General features: G+C 53.8%; 13 protein-coding genes. 4 read left to right on the forward strand and 9 right to left on the reverse strand.

Features of this window, described 5'->3' with window-relative positions:
- Positions 1-266, forward strand: a 266-nt coding sequence (locus RC85_RS20285) for a hypothetical protein (protein WP_238383188.1), incomplete at its 5' end; no start/stop codon positions are given.
- Between the two features lie 186 nt (positions 267-452).
- The gene (gene rnc, locus RC85_RS20290) at positions 453-1211 is read left to right on the forward strand and encodes a ribonuclease III (protein WP_235033504.1); all 759 of its coding nucleotides are present in this window, start codon (positions 453-455) and stop codon (positions 1209-1211) included.
- Positions 1212-1421: 210 nt separating this feature from the next.
- On the opposite strand, the gene RC85_RS20295 is transcribed toward rnc, so the two are convergent.
- The 3 genes from RC85_RS20295 to RC85_RS20305 form a co-directional block, all read right to left on the reverse strand.
- Entirely contained in the window at positions 1422-2870 is a 1449-nt protein-coding gene (locus RC85_RS20295; protein WP_238383190.1) for a tetratricopeptide repeat protein, read from the reverse strand.
- Positions 2871-3138: 268 nt separating this feature from the next.
- The gene (locus RC85_RS20300; RefSeq protein WP_068266177.1) at positions 3139-3747 is read right to left on the reverse strand and encodes a hypothetical protein; all 609 of its coding nucleotides are present in this window, start codon (positions 3745-3747) and stop codon (positions 3139-3141) included.
- A 135-nt stretch (positions 3748-3882) separates the two neighbouring features.
- Positions 3883-4098 carry an RNA-binding S4 domain-containing protein gene (locus RC85_RS20305; RefSeq protein ID WP_068266179.1) on the reverse strand — a complete coding sequence of 72 codons (216 nt, stop codon included), beginning with the start codon at positions 4096-4098 and terminating at the stop codon, positions 3883-3885.
- Between the two features lie 83 nt (positions 4099-4181).
- Here RC85_RS20305 and RC85_RS20310 point away from each other — a divergent pair, with 83 nt between their 5' ends.
- Complete coding sequence (locus RC85_RS20310) at positions 4182-5651, forward strand: sulfatase (protein WP_084422881.1); 1470 nt, start codon at positions 4182-4184, stop codon at positions 5649-5651.
- Between the two features lie 8 nt (positions 5652-5659).
- Positions 5660-6787 carry an aminotransferase class I/II-fold pyridoxal phosphate-dependent enzyme gene (locus tag RC85_RS20315; protein ID WP_068266181.1) on the forward strand — a complete coding sequence of 376 codons (1128 nt, stop codon included), beginning with the start codon at positions 5660-5662 and terminating at the stop codon, positions 6785-6787.
- Between the two features lie 261 nt (positions 6788-7048).
- Here RC85_RS20315 and asnB read toward each other — a convergent pair whose 3' ends face one another.
- The 6 genes from asnB to RC85_RS20350 all read right to left on the reverse strand — a co-directional run bounded on the left by asnB (position 7049) and on the right by RC85_RS20350 (position 17814).
- Positions 7049-8974 (reverse strand): asparagine synthase (glutamine-hydrolyzing), encoded by a 1926-nt coding sequence (gene asnB / locus RC85_RS20320; RefSeq protein ID WP_068266183.1) that lies wholly within the window; start codon positions 8972-8974, stop codon positions 7049-7051.
- A gap of 474 nt (positions 8975-9448) precedes the next feature.
- Positions 9449-10345, reverse strand: a complete 897-nt coding sequence (locus RC85_RS20330) for an ATP-binding response regulator (RefSeq protein WP_068266187.1) — start codon at positions 10343-10345, stop codon at positions 9449-9451.
- 560 nt (positions 10346-10905) lie between these two features.
- Positions 10906-11205, reverse strand: coding sequence for a carbon storage regulator (locus RC85_RS20335; RefSeq protein ID WP_068266188.1), 300 nt, complete (start codon positions 11203-11205; stop codon positions 10906-10908).
- A 281-nt stretch (positions 11206-11486) separates the two neighbouring features.
- Entirely contained in the window at positions 11487-11825 is a 339-nt protein-coding gene (locus RC85_RS20340) for a histidine triad nucleotide-binding protein (protein WP_068266190.1), read from the reverse strand.
- Between the two features lie 44 nt (positions 11826-11869).
- Positions 11870-14674: an MMPL family transporter gene (locus RC85_RS20345; protein WP_068266191.1), complete on the reverse strand. Its 2805-nt coding sequence runs from the start codon at positions 14672-14674 to the stop codon at positions 11870-11872.
- A gap of 47 nt (positions 14675-14721) precedes the next feature.
- On the reverse strand, positions 14722-17814 hold the full coding sequence (locus RC85_RS20350) for a secretin N-terminal domain-containing protein (protein ID WP_068266192.1): 3093 nt from the start codon (positions 17812-17814) through the stop codon (positions 14722-14724).
- Between the last annotated feature and the right edge of the window lie 234 nt (positions 17815-18048).

Raw genomic sequence — 18048 nt, forward strand, 5'->3', positions numbered from 1 at the left:
TTTCTAAACTGTTTAACCGCGTGGGCATCGCCCCGCGCGTCCATGCGGGGCGAAACGCGCGGGGCGATGCCCACGCGGCTAAACGAATGAATCCGTGTTTTCCGGGACCAAAACTGTTCACGGCGTTGGGTTCAGCCGGCGCTGGACTGAACCCTGGCGGGATCAGCTACCAGAACCTCAGCTACGATAACCGAATCTGGCGGTCTGGCGGCCAACCTGTTACCATTCGCCTCAGTGGTCACACACCGATGGGTGGGGCGAAGTGAGTAGTTTCTAAGCGATCCCCATTCACCGGCATGTGACGAAACTTGTCATGGACAGTTCGGCTCTCGCATCGACGAGGGCACATCACATTTAGGGCGCGGGCGAAAAGGTCACGCGATCAACGAGTGAATCCTCACGATTCCGATGCCGGCAAAACATTCGCTTCCGACGACGATCGCCGTCCAACCATCAACTTGGTAGACGCTGCTGACGGCGTCCTGGGCAGCGATCAAGAATCCAAGCTGATTCGTTGCCAGGAAATCATCGACTACAAATTTCGCGATCTTTCCCTGCTGCTATCTGCATTGACCCACGCATCGGGTGCAAGCAATCGTTTGGCCAGCAACGAACGGATGGAATTCCTGGGCGATGCCGTCTTGGGACTGACCGTTTGCCAATGGCTGTACGAGGAGTATCCCGATTACAGCGAAGGCGATTTGACCAAGATCAAGTCTGCCGTCGTCAGTCGCCGCGCGTGCGGAAAGGTCGCCTGCGAACTTGGTCTCGACGAGTGTTTGATTGTGGGCCGGGGTGTGACACGCAACCGCAGCTTTCCTCGATCGCTAGTCAGCGATGTCTTCGAGTCGGTGATCGCAGCAATCTATTTGGACGGCGGCATCGATGTGATTCGCGACCGGCTTCATGATTGGTTGGCTGATGAAGTCTACCGCGCGGTCGAAGGCCAGGGTGCCAGCAACTACAAGTCTTCGTTGCAACAGTACGCTCAGCGGGAATTGGCCAATACTCCGGTGTATCGACTGGTGCGCGAATCGGGCCCGGACCACCGCAAATCATTTTTAATTTCTGCGGTCATCGGTGATCGCGTCTTTGCCGCCGCTTGGGGCAGCAACAAGAAAGACGCCGAGCAACACGCGGCCAGCAACGCGTTGGCCGAGTTACACGAAGTGCCTCTACCGTACCCGGACGTTCCCGAAGAAGGATGTTAGGAACGTGCGACTTTTTATAGTCGCCTTTCACTCCGCAAAAGCAGCGAATCCGCTGCTCGGTCCTTACGAACTGTCCTGAAACAAGTTCCGTATTTGGCGAACTCTCTCGTAGCTGGGCCCGCCAGGGTTCAGTCGGGTAGAGCTGCTGATGGTCTGACCCCTGGCGGGCCCAGCTACGGGAAAACCGGGAAGTTATTTCGGGACCGTTCCTCAGTTGCCCGCAGGCAAGCTGAAGCCTTCTGGCAGGGTAAAGGAACTTGACGGCGTTGCCGATTCAATCTTCGTTTCGGCCGGCTTAACGGCGGCTGGTGTCGAGCTTTCGCTCGGACGAGTCGGTGCGGGTGTGTCGCTAGTTGCACTGACCGCTTGGTTCCACGAATTCCACTTGCTGCCGGTTGCAGCGGAAGCGGTTTTGACGACAGCCTCAGCCGCAGCGGCAGGTCCCGCAGCCGTCGCGGAAACTGTTTGAGCAACTGTTGCTGCTGGAGTGATGTTTGCCGGTGCTGCTGGCGAAGGTGGCGTGATCGCGGCCATGGCCGGAGCCATCGAAGCCGTACTCGCGATGCCCTTTGTCGCAGGCACCGAAACGGTCTTCCCGGCTTGGCCGGTTTGCTGATTCGGTACCGCGTAACCAGGTGTGGGAGTCGCCGGGCCACCGCCAAAGGTTGGTCGCGGAGTCGCGTTTGCGATCGCACCAACGTTGGATGGGAAGTTTGGATTCGAGCTTGGTGCGGCCCCTTGAATCTGGGCCAACATCTGCCGAGACCGTTCGATCGCACGTCCCGTCGCTGGGTCGGTACTCGCTTGAGGTTCAAATGTCATCGCTTGGCCCAAATGGTTTTGAGCTTGCGGCATTTGCCCCTTCTTAAAGTGCAGATAGGCCATATTGAAATGTGCCACTGCTGGTTTGTTGTTCTGCATCAACACCATCAATGCTGAATTGGGATCGCCGCTTTCAAACTTAACGCTGGCCAAGTTGTTGGCGTAGCGGGATGTTCCCGGCGCAAGCTGTAAGGCTTTTTCCAACGAAGCAACCGCAGCGGGTTGCTTGCCTAGTTTGCTTAGCGTCAGCCCAAGGTCGTTGTGCAGACCTGCATCTTGAGGTTTTTCAACAAGAGCACGTTCAAAGTACGAAACCGCCTGTGGAAGATTTCCTTGGCGGAAGTGCAAACGTGCCAAGCTGGTCAGTGCCGGTGCGTGTTTGACGTCGGTTTCCAAGGCGCGTGTGTAGCTTTCCATCGCCTTGGTCATGTCACCGGTTGATTCCCAAAGTTGTCCGTTGGCGACAAACACTTCGGGATCAACCTGTTTGGGTTTATTATCCAACCGTAGCGGGTCGGTGGTATCGACGACTGCACCGGCTTCGGGTGTATCGCGTCGGAAGACGCCAGCAACGGCTGATGTCGTCTTTCCAAACATGCCTTTCGCGGATGTACCAACGGACCGCATCGTGTTTCCGGCACCGGAGGCACCTGCCGCGATCGAATCAGTGATCCCAGGCTTTCCGCCTGCTTCACCGATCGATGGTGTCGCTTTGGAGAATGGGTTCATCGAAGCCATCGAAAAACCACTGCTGGAACATCCGGTGGATGCAACGGTCGTTGAGCTGGCAATTAAAGCGACAAGCAAGGCACGTCGTGTATTTTTCGTGAGTTTCACGATTGTTTCTCTCCTACGAACTCCGCTCACCGCCTGTGAACGAAAAGTACGATTGGCACGGTTAGATGTTTTGTTTCCGCTATCTGGATCGTCACGATTGATCGGGAGACTTGAACACAATCACCAACCGCGATCATTTCGAACAAAAAAACGGCTGCCTCTCAATCAAAAAGGTGAGAGACAACCGAGGAATAAAGTTTCAGTTGAGAAGGTAGGCCGTGTGGAGTTCGGCGACACACGGCCTACAGGCTGCGATCAGCAAGAAGTGTTACGGCGTGCCGCTGGCAACTCCTGCTGATTGTGTTCCCGAGGAACTCGTTTGCGGCAACTGTGGTCGTGGCGTTGCAGCGATTCCGTCGCGACTAATTTTCGCAGCCCAAACACCAGACGCTTTCGCTGGTTGAACGCTTGTCACAGCTACGCTTGGCTGACCGCCGTCCAGATTCATACCGGATAGCGTTTGACGAACGGAGGCTAAACGTGCCTCGGTTTCAAGATGCGTGTTTCCCTTCAGGACGAAAATCGTTCGGCGTGATTCGGGTGCCTGAGTTGCAATCCAGCGAACTCGGTTGGTTCCCGATGCCATCAACACACCATCACCTTCGCGAAACAGATCGTGACCAATCGTGTTGTGAAGTTTCCAACCGTTCCGTTTCATCACCTCAAAAGGTGCCACCGTGTCGCGTGCGTCGGCTTCGTTAAACGGATCAGGCCAAGCATTGTTGCGCGCCGTATCGACGTGAAACTTGTGCCAAAAACTATGCCAGTCAGCGCTCGCGTTCCCAGCAGAAACTCCGATCGCTGCCAGTGCTAAAACACCGACCGCAAGCGTGCGAGCGGTAACAAATCGGTAAAGCCATTGTTTCGTAAGTTTCATAACCGGCAGTTCCTTCCGCCCAGGTAATCAAATCAGTCGAGTTGCTCGTGATCGCGGAAACGTGACACGCTTCTGCACATTGGGTGTAAATCGGCCGAGGCACCGTCATTGCTGAGCCCACCTATCGCTGGTGGCTTATTCGGCACTTTCGTCAAAGTCCACTTCGACCTGCTGTCCCATCATTTCGATCACGTCCCCGATCGCCAATTGCTTGCGTCGTCGAGTTTCCACTTCGCCGTTAACGGACACCTCGCCAGCTTGAATCCGGACCTTCGCTTCCCCCCCGGTATCAACGAGTCCCGCGATTTTCAAAAAGTCGGCCAATCGAATGATCGGTACGTCGGAATCCATGTTAGCTCGGTCGTGTTAAGATATTGAGTTGTTTGATCATCTAGCTTAGCACGAGGCAATCTTCCCTGATTAGAGAACTCACCATGCATCACTTTTTCTCTCGCAACGCCGCTTTCACGATCGCCAAATGGGCGGGCATCTGTCTGATATTTTCATCGTTTGCAAATGCAGCGGATCAACAAAATTCTCGGCCCAATGTATTGCTCATTTGCGTCGACGACCTACGACCTGAATTGAATTGCTACGGCGCAAGTTACATCCAGTCACCCAACATCGATGAACTCGCATCGTCGGGCACCCTTTTTTCGCGGCACTATGTCCAGGCTCCCACCTGTGGCGCTTCGCGCAGTGCATTGCTGACCGGCAAATACGGCGGCAGTTCTAACTTTACTCTCCTTAAGCGAGCTGAAAGAATCTCGGCTGGTCAAGATGTATTGCCAAGCATGCCGGAATGGTTCAAGCAGAACGGGTACACGACGGTTTCCGTTGGCAAAGTGTCACATCATCCAGGCGGTCGGGGTGGCCCCGATTGGAACGATCCATCGAAACCCGAAATGCCCAATGCTTGGGACAAGCACCTGTTGCCGTTCGGCCAGTGGAAACATCCGCGTGGCTGGATGCATGGATTGGCACACGGCGAGATTCGCACGAAAGGATCCAACAACACCGACGTCTTTCAATCAGCCGAAGGTGACGATTCAATCTATCCCGATGGTCCATCGATCGACGAATCGCTTCGACAACTCGATGCTTTGAACAATGACAAGTCGAAACCGTTTTTCTTAGCCGTCGGTATCCTGCGACCTCATTTGCCTTTTGGCGCTCCGGCAAAGTACATGGGCGCGTATCGTGATATCACGCTGCCACCAATTCCTCATCCCCAAAAGCCCTCGGGAAAAACAACATGGCATCGTTCAGGCGAATTCATGAACTACAACCTTTGGGGAAAGAATCCAAACGAGGATGCCAAGTTTGCTGACCAGGTTCGACGTCACTACGCGGCCTGCGTCAGTTACGCTGATGCACAAGTTGGCAAACTGGTTCAATCACTCAAGGCAAGCGGAGCCTGGGAGAACACGATCGTCGTGCTCTGGGGTGATCACGGCTATCACCTGGGCGAACATGCGATCTGGGGCAAACATGCCCTGTTCGAGGAATCTCTGCATTCGCCACTGATCATTCGCACGCCCGACATGCAGCGACAACAAAAGAAAACCGATGGCATCGTCGAGTCGATTGACCTTTTCCCAACCTTGTGTGAACTTGCCAATTTGCCCGCGCCGGGTTTCGTCGAAGGTGTTTCCCTTGTCCCGATGCTGACATCACCGGGCGTGTCGGGACACCCCGCGATATCGTACTTCAAGAAGGCACAAACGATTCGGACTGACACTCATCGACTGATCATTCATCGAGGTGGCCACCAAGAACTGTACGACCATAGAGTCGATGATGGCGAAACCAACAACGTTGCCAAGGATTACCCAGAAATTGTTAGCGAGCTTCAGCAACAGCTTAACGAAAGGCTTCCTTCGCTTGCTGGAAGTCCGAAATAAAACTGTCCATGCATGATTTCAAACACTTCGCTGATGAACTGACTCGGCTCGATCAAATGGGCCGTCGCCGCGAGCTGCAACCACGATCGATCACTGGCGTGACTTTTGATCACGATGGGCAAACGCTGATTAATTTCGGCAGCAACGATTACCTGGGGCTTTCCAGCAGCAACACCGCCCCGGACGGCGTTCGTGGCAGCGGCGCGAGCGCACTGGTTTGCGGTTGGACTGACGATCATCAATCGCTCGCCAACGCCATCGCTCGATTGGAATCGACCGAGTCCGCCGTCGTGTTCCCAAGCGGATACGCTGCGTGCAGCGGCGCGGTGGCAACGCTGGCTCGCAAAGGCGATCTGATCCTCAGCGATCAACTCAACCATGCATCGCTGATCGATGGCTGCCGAATGTCAACGGCCCAGTGCATGGTTTATCCACACCGCAACTGCGCTTCCGTCGCCGAACTATTGTCTTTGCATCAAATTAAGTATGAAACCATCTGGATCGTGACTGACAGCGTGTTCAGCATGGATGGAAATGTCGCACCGTTGGTTCAGCTTTGCGAATTGGCGGATCAATTTGGGGCGACGGTCTTGGTCGATGAGGCACATGGCACAGGCGTTCTAGGTGCAACCGGCAGCGGCGGATGCGAAGAACTTGGCGTGAAGCATCGTGTTCCCGTTCGAATCGGAACGCTTAGCAAGGCGATCGGATGCCAAGGTGGTTTCGTCGCCGGCCCGCAAGTCGTGATCGACTATCTGATCAATCGCTGCCGATCGCTGATCTACAGCACCTCGCTGGCCCCAACGGTCGTCACCTCGGCCATCGATTCGATCGCAAAGATCAAGTCCGAGCCTGAACGAAGAATACGAGTACGCGAATTGTCGGCACGACTCCGCGACCAACTAGGAATCGCACGCGAAGGAATCGAAAACGAGATCCCGATCATTCCCATCATCATCGGCGGCGAACAAGAAACGGTGCAAAGGTCTCAACAGCTCTGGGAACAAGGTTTCTACGTCCCCGCAATCCGTCCCCCCACCGTCCCCGACAAAAGCTCGCGACTAAGAATTTCACTCTCAGCCGACCACACCGACGAAATGGTCGATCAACTCGTAACGGCACTGCGTCAAAGCTAAACAAAAATCGAGAGCCAACTTGGGCGAAAACCCAAAATCGCCCCCCAACAAAACTTCCAACACAAAGCCTGACCTTCGCGAAGCATTTTCTAAATGCAACTGCATAACACATTGTTCGTGGCGAGTACAAAACTTTGTGTCTTCTGTGCCCTTTGTGGCTAGCCAATCGTTTCTAGCCACAAAGGGCACAGAGAACACAAAGCAAGAGAACTGGGTGCAAGGTGGAGGTTCGCCGTGATTGAAGGTCAGTCAATGGATGACTCATGTCCAACGGCGTAACCACTTTTCCAAGATCAGCAGATTCCATAATCGGTAACCATGATTGTGCTCGCTTGCTTCGTGAGATCGGACCAGTTCGGAAACCACGTCGCGGTTGAAGAAGGGGACGATCTTGGCGTCATTGGCTAACAAGGTTTCGTGGACCATCGGTTTGAGTTCGTCGCGGAACCATCCGCCGATCGGGATTCCGAATCCCATCTTTTTTCGCGTGAAGATTGACGCTGGAATCATCGACCCAAAAGTGTCTTGCAAGATCAGCTTGCCCCGGCGTCCGCGAAATTTGTGGCGAATGGGAAGCGATCCCGCAAACTCGACGATCCGGTGGTCGAGCAGTGGTTGGCGGACTTCCAATCCGTGGGCCATCGAGGCAATGTCGACTTTGGTGCAAAGATCACAGGGCAAGTACGACAACACGTCGGACATGCTGGCTTGGCTGACAACATCACGACCATCACTTCGTTGCCATACCGAGTCCAGGAAATCGAACGGGTCGGCATCCGGTAACGACTTGGCAAAGTCGTCGGTGTACAACGAACCGCGCATCGATTCGGGAAATATCTGTAACCAGTTTAGGTATCGACGCGCGGTGGGTTGCCCGAATGCTTCCAGGAAACGTTTCCCGCGACGGATTAGCGAACGTTGTTTGTTGGAATCCGGTAGATGCTGGACCAAACCGATTCCCGGCAATCGATGGAAGGGAAAAATTCTTTGCAAGTGACGGCTTAGCCAAAGCGCTTGGTATCGTTCATAACCAGCGAACAGTTCGTCACCTCCGTCACCCGAAAGTGCGACCGTGACTTCGCCACGGGTCAGTTCGGAAAGGTACCAAGTCGGTACCGCGGACGAATCACCGAACGGTTCGTCGTAATGCCAAACGAGTTTGTCGATCACATCGACACCGCTTGGTGAGACTTCGAATCGCTGGTGACGTGTCCCCAAATGCGCGGCGACTTCGGCGGCGTACTTGGTTTCGTCAAAGTCGGCGACGGGAAAGCCAATGCTAAAGGTGCGCACCGGCTCGCTTGAATGAGATTGCGCAATCGCTGTGATCAAGGACGAATCAATTCCGCCTGACAGGAACGATCCGAGCGGAACATCGCTTTGCATCCGCAGCTTGACTGAATCGTTCAGCAGTTCGCGTAGACGATCGCGTGCATCGCCTGCGCTGATCGGTGTTTCGACGGATGGATCAAAGTCCCAGTAACGCGTGACGGTGACTTTGCCATCTTGGAAGACGGCAAAGTGTCCGGGCGGGAGTTTGCGAACGCCTTTCCAGATCGTTCCAGGGTGCGGGATGTATTGGTAGGTCAGGAATTCGTCAATTGCCGCTGGATCGACTTCGGTACAGACACCATCGACGGCCGCCAGCGTTTTTAATTCGCTGCCAAAGACAATTCGATTCTCTCCGGGAACGCCGTTCTGGTTGCAGGAATAGTAAAGCGGTTTTTGGCCGATGCGGTCACGAGCCAATACCAGCCGGTTCTTTGATGCGTCCCAGATCGCGATCGCGAACATTCCGTTGAGCTGAGCAAAACAATCGGTGCCCAAGTCTTCGTAGAGATGCAGGATCGATTCACCGTCGCCGTCGGTGGCGAAACGATGCCCCGCGCCTTGCAGTCGCTTTCGCAGCGATTGGTAGTTGTAGATTTCGCCGTTGAAGACCATTCGGACGTTGCCGTCTTCATTGGCCATCGGCTGGCGAGCACCCTGCAAATCGATAATGCTGAGCCGGCGAAAGCCGAGCCCGATGCCAACATTTCTGCCGTAGGCATCGTGATGATCGGTCTGCATCCAGATTTGCGAATCATCGGGGCCTCGATGCGAGATTGCATCGGTCATCTTGCCGAGCGTTTCGCGAGAGATTCCAGATGACTGCTGAAGCCAGACCGTTCCTGCAATTCCGCACATTCAATTAGGGCTCTTCAAGTTTAGTGAGCCGCGACGCGTAAGCGGCCGGGCGATCCGATGTACCGGCAATCCGATGTACCGGGCAGTCCGATGTACCGGGCAGTCCGATGTACCGGCAACCCAACGTACCCGTGGCCTCTCGGCCAGCGATTCACCCTTTGGTCTGATTTAACAAGCCGTCGAAAACTTCAAACGACAAAAGCATCCTAACGAGATCTTTGCCAAGATCCACTACGGCAAGTTCGTCACGTAGGCCAGAACAAGCGCAGCGCAGTTCCGGCAATTGCATTTTAAGAAAATAACTTCCCGTTTCCCAACCCGAACGCGTCAGCGAGGGATCTTGCGTGACGCGGATATCTCTCGCTGACGCGTTCGGGTTGGGATTTCGTCGAATCGAATCTCGTGAAGTTGTTTCGTGACCGTTCCTTTTACGTCGAATCACCTGAACTGCGCTGCACTTGTTCCGGCCTACAACTACGAATGCTTTTTCACCATCACGACCTCGCTAGCGTCGCTTCGCAAGATGACATCGTCCATGAAGCTGGAAATCAGCATCAGCCCGCGGCATTGTTCTCGCTCGAACGATTCCGGGGTTCCCGGTGCAGGTGTCATGCGTGTTGCCCGTCCGCGTCCGCTATGTCGAATCAGGATTCGAGTGTCGTCGATTCCGATGGATACTTTTAGCGTTGTCGAAAGGTCGCGATACGGCTCCATTTTGGCTCGGGTCCGTAGATCCTGGATTCCACTGGGATCATCAGACAGGATTCGGGAAACGATCGTTTCTTCGTCAGGAATTTGAAGGTTTCCAAAACACATCGCGTTGAACAACCCGCTGGCGATGGCGGTTCCCATTCGCACTTGATCAGTCGCACTAAGATGCCCCGACCAGGCCAGTGTTTGGATGACCATCCAGGCGATGGGTTCAATGTCTTCGGGATCTGATCGAAGGGTTACCGTCCACTCATGGCGAGCGGATTCAACACCGGATGGATGCACGGCGCTAACGACTTTGGAAAATTGAATCGTTTGGCGAACGGCGCGCAACAGTAACTTGCTTAGCTCACTTTTGGGAACAAAGTTAGCGGCACCTTTCGCCAACGCATCAACGGCCAAGGATTCGCTTCCTCTTGCGGTGACTACGATCGAAGGCAGTGACGGATACTGATCAGCGATTGCCGTGACCAATTCCATGCCGTTAACGATCGGCATTTGCAGATCAGTCACGACCAAATCGGGTACCGAAGTTTGCAACGAGTCGAGTGCTTGTTGGCCATCGCAAACACAAGTCACCGTGTGCGCACCCTCTTCTAAGATGCGACGCATCAGCAGTGTGTGCGTTTGGCTATCATCGGCCAACAGAATCGATGCCATAACGACCCAGGGATATGAACCAGGGAAATGAATCAGTGAAATGAAGCAATCAGCGAAGCGACTGATACATCATAACCGACTAGCTGGTCTACCGTTTAAGAGTTCAGCACACGATTAATTGAGGGCCCAAGGAACTGTCCTGAAACAAGTTCCGTATTTGGCGAAATTTTTCGTAGCTGGGAAGTTATTTCGGGACAGTTGCTATGCGTAGGCCGTAGCGAGTAAAGCGAGTTACGGCGGCTCTGCCTTGCAATGCTCTTAAACATTTTTCAAGCGCTCTTGGCGGTTTGCCGTAGCGGAACTCGCCAAGAGTTTCGGCCTCCATTGCCGGATCACCGAAAGTCTTGGCGACTTCCGCTACAAATTGTTCTTGGCGGTTTGCCGTAGCGGAACTCGCCAAGAGTTTCGGCCTCCATTGCCGGATCACCGAAAGTCTTGGCGACTTCCGCTACAAATTGCCTGACAGCGTTAAGGAACTGTCCCTAAACGCCGTAACTCGCTTCACTCGCTACGGCCTACAAGAGGCCTGACGAGCTTAGACGTTAAACTCAGTGAATGCTTTAAGCGACCTGAAAGAACGTGGGTTCATTTGCTGCGGAACTGCTGTAATCACTTGCCGGTTCTTTGACGGCGGCCATGGGTGATGCCGGGACCGCGAAAGAACCTGGACTTGGATTCGCCTGGATTTGGTTCTTCGGCTCCGAAGTTCGGCCGACCATTTCGCCTCGTAAGATCGCCAATTCCTTGGGAGCTTCGATGCCAATGGTGACTTTTGACTTTTTGATCGACGTCACCTGAATCACGATCCCAAGTTCTGGGATTTCGATCGTTTCGCCGTCTTTACGTGAGAGAACCAACATTCGCTACTCCTTTTGGCCGTGTGAATATTCCATCAAGTCGGTTTTGTCGCAAAACTGACTTTTGCGAACTGAACGTTTGTGAATATACCGCACGACCCAATGGTGAACAAGAGTGCATAGTCGCGAAAATGACACAAATTTGCACGGTTCTCACTGAACTCCACTATTGTTCGGCGATTCCGTAAACGGCGATCCCGTAAACAGCGATCCCGTAAACGTAGGCCGTGTGGAGCTTTGCGACACACGGCCTACGAAGTGACTTTGATCGGGAAATACCTTCCTTACCCAGGTGGCCAAGTCAGTTTTCGGCCGCCCATGACATGAAAATGCAGATGCGGGACTTCTTGTCCGCCGTCGTCGCCACAGTTGGCAACCAGCCGATATCCTCCGTCCAGGCCTTCCTTTGCCGCGACTTGCGAAGCGACCAGGATGCAGCGACCCACGATCGATTCGTCCCCGTCCGTTAGGTCCGCCAACGAGACGATTTCTTTCTTCGGGATGACCAAGAAATGCGTTGGTGCTTTCGGAGCGATGTCACGAAACGCTAAACACAGGTCATCTTCGTGCAGGATATCGGCGGGGATTTCGCGGTCGATAATTTTGGTAAAGATCGATGGCATGGCGTGGACCTGGGTGGGTTGAAGTGTGTGTTTTGTCAAAGACCTTAGCTTGATGCGTTCGTTGCCTGTTCTCGCAGGCGATTTTTTTCGCGGGACTGTCGCCACTTACCGATCGCGGCAACAAAGCTGGGGACCAGGATAGTGCGGACATAGAACGTGTCGATCAGGACTCCTAAACCGAGTGCAAACCCAAGTTCCACGATGCCGCGTAGCATTGCATCGTTGCTGGATGTGGTGAAGCCAAATGCTTCCGCAATTGGTGGCAACCATGCCGATGCTGTCATGCTAAAGAACGTCGCCGCCATCACCAACCCGCACGCGGTGATGATGCTGCCGGTCCGCATCACCGCACGACGGAGCGCGGCGACCCAGCCCAAGCGACGTTCCTCTTCGACAATGCGAGTCACCAAGTAAACGTTGTAGTCTTGACCGATCGCAACCAAAATTACAAACAGGAACAGCGGCAGCTTCCAGTCCAGGCCGACGTAATCATCCCCGTAGGCAAATCGAAAGAACAGGATGGTCAGCCCCAGTGTCGCGTAATAACTGATCAACACCGTGACGATTAAATAGCTGCACAACAACACACGGCGGATGACCAGCAACAGAACCAAGAAGACCGCCAGCACGACGACAATTTTGATCCGTCGATTGTCACGCAACGTCACGCTTCGCAAATCGATGATCGACGGCGTCGTTCCAGCTAACAGAACCGTTGCACCCGAAAAGTCAGACGATTCGCTCTCTGTCTTCTTGATCAAAAATTGTTCCAGCTTTGTCACCGTCGCGGCTGTCTCGATTGAAAAAGGATCGCCGTCCATCGTGACATCCAACCGAGCCAAGCGATTTTCGTAAGGCTGAACTGACGAAAAAAAGTATCGTTTAGAGACTCGATGATTTCGCAGCGCACGCCGTTTCCAAGCTGCACTGGAAAGCAGACCCATTTCTTGACTGGGCGAAAAATCACCCAAAGGATCGTCTGCCGTACGAACCGTTAGAACTCCCTCCAGTTCATAGATCTGTTTTGCAAGTTCCTTCGACTGGGTTTCCAATGTCTTGCGATCAACGTCATCTGGTTGCACGATCAAAAGCGTCACTGGATTGATTTTGCCGATGTCAAAATGCTCGGACAACAATCGCAATCCCACTCGGCTGCCCGCATTACTGCTCAGTTGACTGCTCAGATCGTAGGTAACCGACTTTTCATTTTTCAAGCCATAAGCCGCGGGAATGCATAGCAAAAACAAGCCGCTGAATAGAGTTAGGAACGGCCGCCGCGTCAGCGTCAACGCAATCACCGCCCAGATGCCACCAGAATCTGAATCACTGTTTCGATCGCCCATCAGTGATACAGGCGGTGCATGGGAAGGTTTGATTTGTGCGGGCCAAAACGAAGCGGGACCGATCAGGGCCAACAATGCGGGTGTCAGCGTCGTGCAAACCAATAGCCCCACCAGCAAACAGATCGCGATCACAGGACCGGTGTAATGAAACTTTCCGAATTCCGCGACCCATAACATGCCCAAACCGACAACGGTCGTCATCGCGCTGCCCACTAGCGCTCCCAACACGCTGGAGAGCGAAGTTGCACAGGCTTGTAACCAATCGGCAGTGGCTGCTTCTTCACGAACTCGCGAAATCAAAAACAAGCAATAGTCGGTCCCCGCCCCAAACAGAATCACCACGATGAAAATGCGGCTGGTCGTAAACAAACGCATGTCCAACCACGGCACAACCTCGCGCATCGACCAATCGCTCAGCAGCGCGACCAGCGACGTTGAAACTAGCACCGCGACGCCAATCGAAACCATCGGAATCACGATCAGCAACGGAGCTCGGTACACCCAGGCCAAAATCACCAAAATCATGACCACCGTAATCAGTTCGGTGTAGCGAATCGCGTCTCGAGCGGCTGCTAAAGTTTCGCCGCCGGTGGCCGCCGAACCTGTGATTTCTAAATGGATTCCTGGCTCGGTATATCGGCTGCTGTAATCCATCACATCGGCGACCAATGCTTTGACGGCTTCGACGGTCGCGATGTTACCGGTCGCTGCCAATTCGCTGGACAGTTGCATCACGGCTAGGCGTGCCCCATCGCTACGCAACTGAGATCCGATCACTGGATCATTCCAGGACAGCACATCCAACATCGATCGCCAGGGATCAATCGCTCGCTCGTCGATCGGAACACTGACGCTTGGCAAATCTGGTTTCAGGACCAGCGCGGCCTCAAAATCTTTTGAAACAATTTCAGGAAACCCGCCAATCGATTCGAGCAGTTTTCCTCGGTCCCAATAAGCGATCGCCATCCGCGGCTTGGTCAACGTCGGCTCGTCATCGGGCACCTGATCGGCGATTTGTTCATAGAACTTTTCGTCGGCGCTGATCGATGCGTCAAACGCATCCTTGGCAAGATTCAACCAAGGCTCCGGCGACGAATCCGCAACGATCGGGCCACCCTGGTATCCCGACTCGATCGCCCGACGCCAACTCACGACACCGAGGTTGTGATACAAGCGTCGCAGCAAGTCATAGCCAACGGTTCGGTCCGTCTTGGAAAACTCGCTTGCAGATTCCTTGTCCTTGTTTCGCGCCAACACCAATACGATCTGGCTGCGGCTACGTTCGCCGGGAAAGGCTTCATCCAACAACCGTCCGCCCGCGACGCTGGTCATTTCGGCAGGCAGGTACTCAAAATCACCATCAAGCGCGACGCTCTTCCAATTCGGTGCGGCGACACGAAGCGTGACCGCCAGCAAGACCCAAGCCAGCACCACCAGGATCGGGTGCTTGATGACCCATTGGACCCAACGATTGGGAAGAGATCGATGCTGAAACTTTAGCGGCATTCGTGGGCCAGTATGAAGGTACGGAACGAGATCAAATCATATCGATTTCAATTCCGATCGCCACCTTGCCGTCCACGAGGCCTGCGTTGATCGCGGCCTTGCGGTCGATTTCGATTGTTGCCATTGTTTGCACCAGCAGACGCTCTATCACTGGCAGACGTCGTTCCGCTGATTGCTTCCAGTGCCTTTTGCAGCGTCTCGCCATTCATGCCGCCTGAAAGTTTGACAATCTGAACTTCACCCTGCGGCCGAGCAGCTTCGTCAAGTTGGTTGATCATTTCAGCAACCAGGTTCAGCAGCGGTTCGCCCTCGGCGCTGACCAACAAAGTGTTGCCGACTGCATCGATTCCGATCGACAGTTTTCCTTTAAACGAAAAGTCGGCACCACCGGCGTCACGGCCACTTTGCGTGTCCTCCAGCCCACTGCCGTTGCCGCCGCGACTTTTGTTGACATCTTTGGACTTATTCTGACCACCACCGCCACCACCTTGGTTGCCGGTGAATGCCTTGTCGTTGCTGGACAGAAGGTCGCGATAGGCTTCCTTGACGGTTTCCGCGATCTTGTCTGCCTTGCCGTAATTGATGTTCAGAAGTTTCGTGAAACGAGTCTTTCGTTTGTTGATCGGTTCGGGAACATCCCAGAGTGAAATCAACTCTTCAATCGTTTTAAGTTGTTCCGCATTCGCGCCGGTGATCACCAGCGTGTTGGTATCGGATTCGTCCACGAACTTCAGTTTGTTTCCTTTGCCTAAACCCGTCGGTGTGGCTTCATCGTCATCATCATCTGATCCAAAGTACCATCCGTAAAATCGATCCGCTTTGGAATCGGATTCTTCGTCCACGTCGCCGAAGTAATCTTCCAGGTTCAATTTCATCCAAAGCGCCGACGCGTGCTTGATGTGGAAGACACGATAGGGACGTTGCGGCGGTTTCATCTGAAGCATCAAGCTTTCCAGACGATCGAGCGCCGCGGTGTCGGGGCTGGTCAGAATCAAGTTCCCTTGGGCGTCAACTTCGACCCGTATGGGTTGGGGCGCGCCAGTGGTTTGACTTGAACGTTCCGCAGCCTCGTCTTTCGCACCAGTGCGAAACTTACGATCAAAATCCTGCAAGGTTTTAATGTCTTTGGCATTAGATGATGATTCTTGATCTTCACGATCAGTCTTTGCCAGCGTCATGAATCTGCGCGGGATCTCATTATCCAAAGGCAATGGACGCATTGCGATCGGGCTATCTTCCTCAGCATCAACATCGATCGGCTCGGCGGCGGGACCAACTTCGTCGCCTTGTTGCTGGTCAGGTTTTGAATCACCGGTTTCCGGATCATCTGATTCTGTTTCGTCAGCCGCGTTGGGATCCGCGAACTGGTCAGCGTCTGGAAGTTCGATTGGGTTGGGCGAGAACCGGCTCCACTGAGACTTCAATCGCTTCAAGTACTCCAAAGTTTCCGGAGTCGCGTCAGCATTGAGGATACGGACCGTTTGTCGATTGCCGCCCGGTGGAGGAAGTTCACCAAGCTTGACCAACAGCGATCTTACTTGTTCCATCTCCTGTTCATTGGCCCACAGCAAGACTTGACCGAGCCTAGAATTCGCAGCCACACGAAACTCGTCTTGGTCCTTGGACTCTTCTTCGTCATCGTTGTTGTAATAACTGTAGTAGTACGACCGACGATTGTTCTTTTTCTTATCTTTGTCGTCCTTTTGCCCCATCAAAAATGCAATCGATTCAGCGACCTCGTTTGGATCGAGTCGTCGCAGCGGCAGGACCTCGAACTTGCGTCCGCTACCGTCGAGCCGTTCGATCAGCGAATTGATGATGTACCGATCCGCGATGGAGCCCGAAACGATGATCGCCTTATTATCCTTATCGACGCGGATTCGCGTTCCAGGTTCCAAGACGTTCATTTCTGAAACGATCTCGATCAACTTTTCCGCGTCCAGCGAAGCGAGCCGAAACACCTGCACTCGCGATTGAACGTCCATCAAGTTTTTCAGGCTGTCGCCGGGAACGTCGATGCGTTTTAAGAACTCAGTCGCGATCGCAACGCGGTCAGCCGGCGCGCGGATCAGGATTGAATTTTGTCGGACATTGGCAACGATCGCGATCTCTTCCTTTTTAGGTTGCGGTGGTGGCTGTCCATTGTTTTGCTGTTGGCGCATCTGCATTTGTTGCATTTGCTGGGGCGTCAGCGGCGTTGCTTTCTTTTTCTTTTCGACACCAAGAAATTCTTCCAGCATTTGTTTAGCGATGCTGGCTGACAAATGTCGCAGGACGAATTCGGGTGCAAGAGCCTCACGCGAACTATTACTGCGTTCTTGATCGAGCAGGCGAGCGACTTGACGCAGATTGATCGCGGCATCCATCGCCTCGATACGATTGGTCGTGGTCAACGCGGTCAGTTTTCCATTGCTGCTGATCATGGGCGCGAGCTCTTTGGATAGTTTGTCGGCCGACAACCAGCCAACATCCAACGACGTGCGAACAAAACTGTGCGAAGGAAGTGAGCCCAAGTCCTCTGGTGCAACACGTGGTACGATCGCGGGGTTGATGGTTGCTGTTTTTGCAACGGTCAGCCCTCCGTCGATTTCCAGAAGCGTGTACCCACGAGCGAGCAAGTAACGGTTGAACAGATCACGGGTCTCCGCCACGGTGTATCGACCAGGCGAACGCAGGTTGACGCGGTCACCGGGCAATTCCAACCAATCGAGCGGTTGATCCGAGATGTCGGCAAGCCAATGAATCAGATCAACCCAAGGTTGGTTACGAAATTCAAACGCGATTTTTCCATCGCTGGCAACGCTGACATTCAACTCATCTGGATCCGAGGATTCGTCCTGAGTGCTTTCGCGCCGGATCACCTTGGGCTCGGCCGGTTCCGAGCCAGCATCGTCTTGTTTCTTGTCTTTGCTCTTTTTGTCGCCACTGCTGTCGCCATCGACCGGTTTTGCGCCGGGCGGCAACGGAGGTGGCTTAGCACCGGGCGGCAATTGAATTGTGCTTTTTTTGCCGCTGGCATCGATGAACGAAAACTCATCAGCGTGCACGTCAACTGCGTATAGGAACAGCGTCGAAAGCAGAATCGACGCGAGGATATTTTTAGAGACGCGGGATCGAATCAGCACAGCAACATCGAACATACTTGAAGGGAAAGACAAAAAGTCTGTCTTAGTATGAATGGTCTTGGCTGCGGATACAAACCGATCCGGCATTTTTGCCGCGGTTCGACGACTTTCGCCAGGCAAATCAGTTTTTCAAACTGGTAAGGAACTGTCCTGAAACAAGTTCCGTATTTGGCGAAGTCTTTCGTAGCTGGGCCCGCCAGGGTTCAGTCGGGTACAGCTAGTAGTGAACTGAACCCTGGCGGGACCAGC

It is taken from the genome of Rubripirellula obstinata, from assembly GCF_001642955.1.
GTDB lineage: Bacteria > Planctomycetota > Planctomycetia > Pirellulales > Pirellulaceae > Rubripirellula > Rubripirellula obstinata.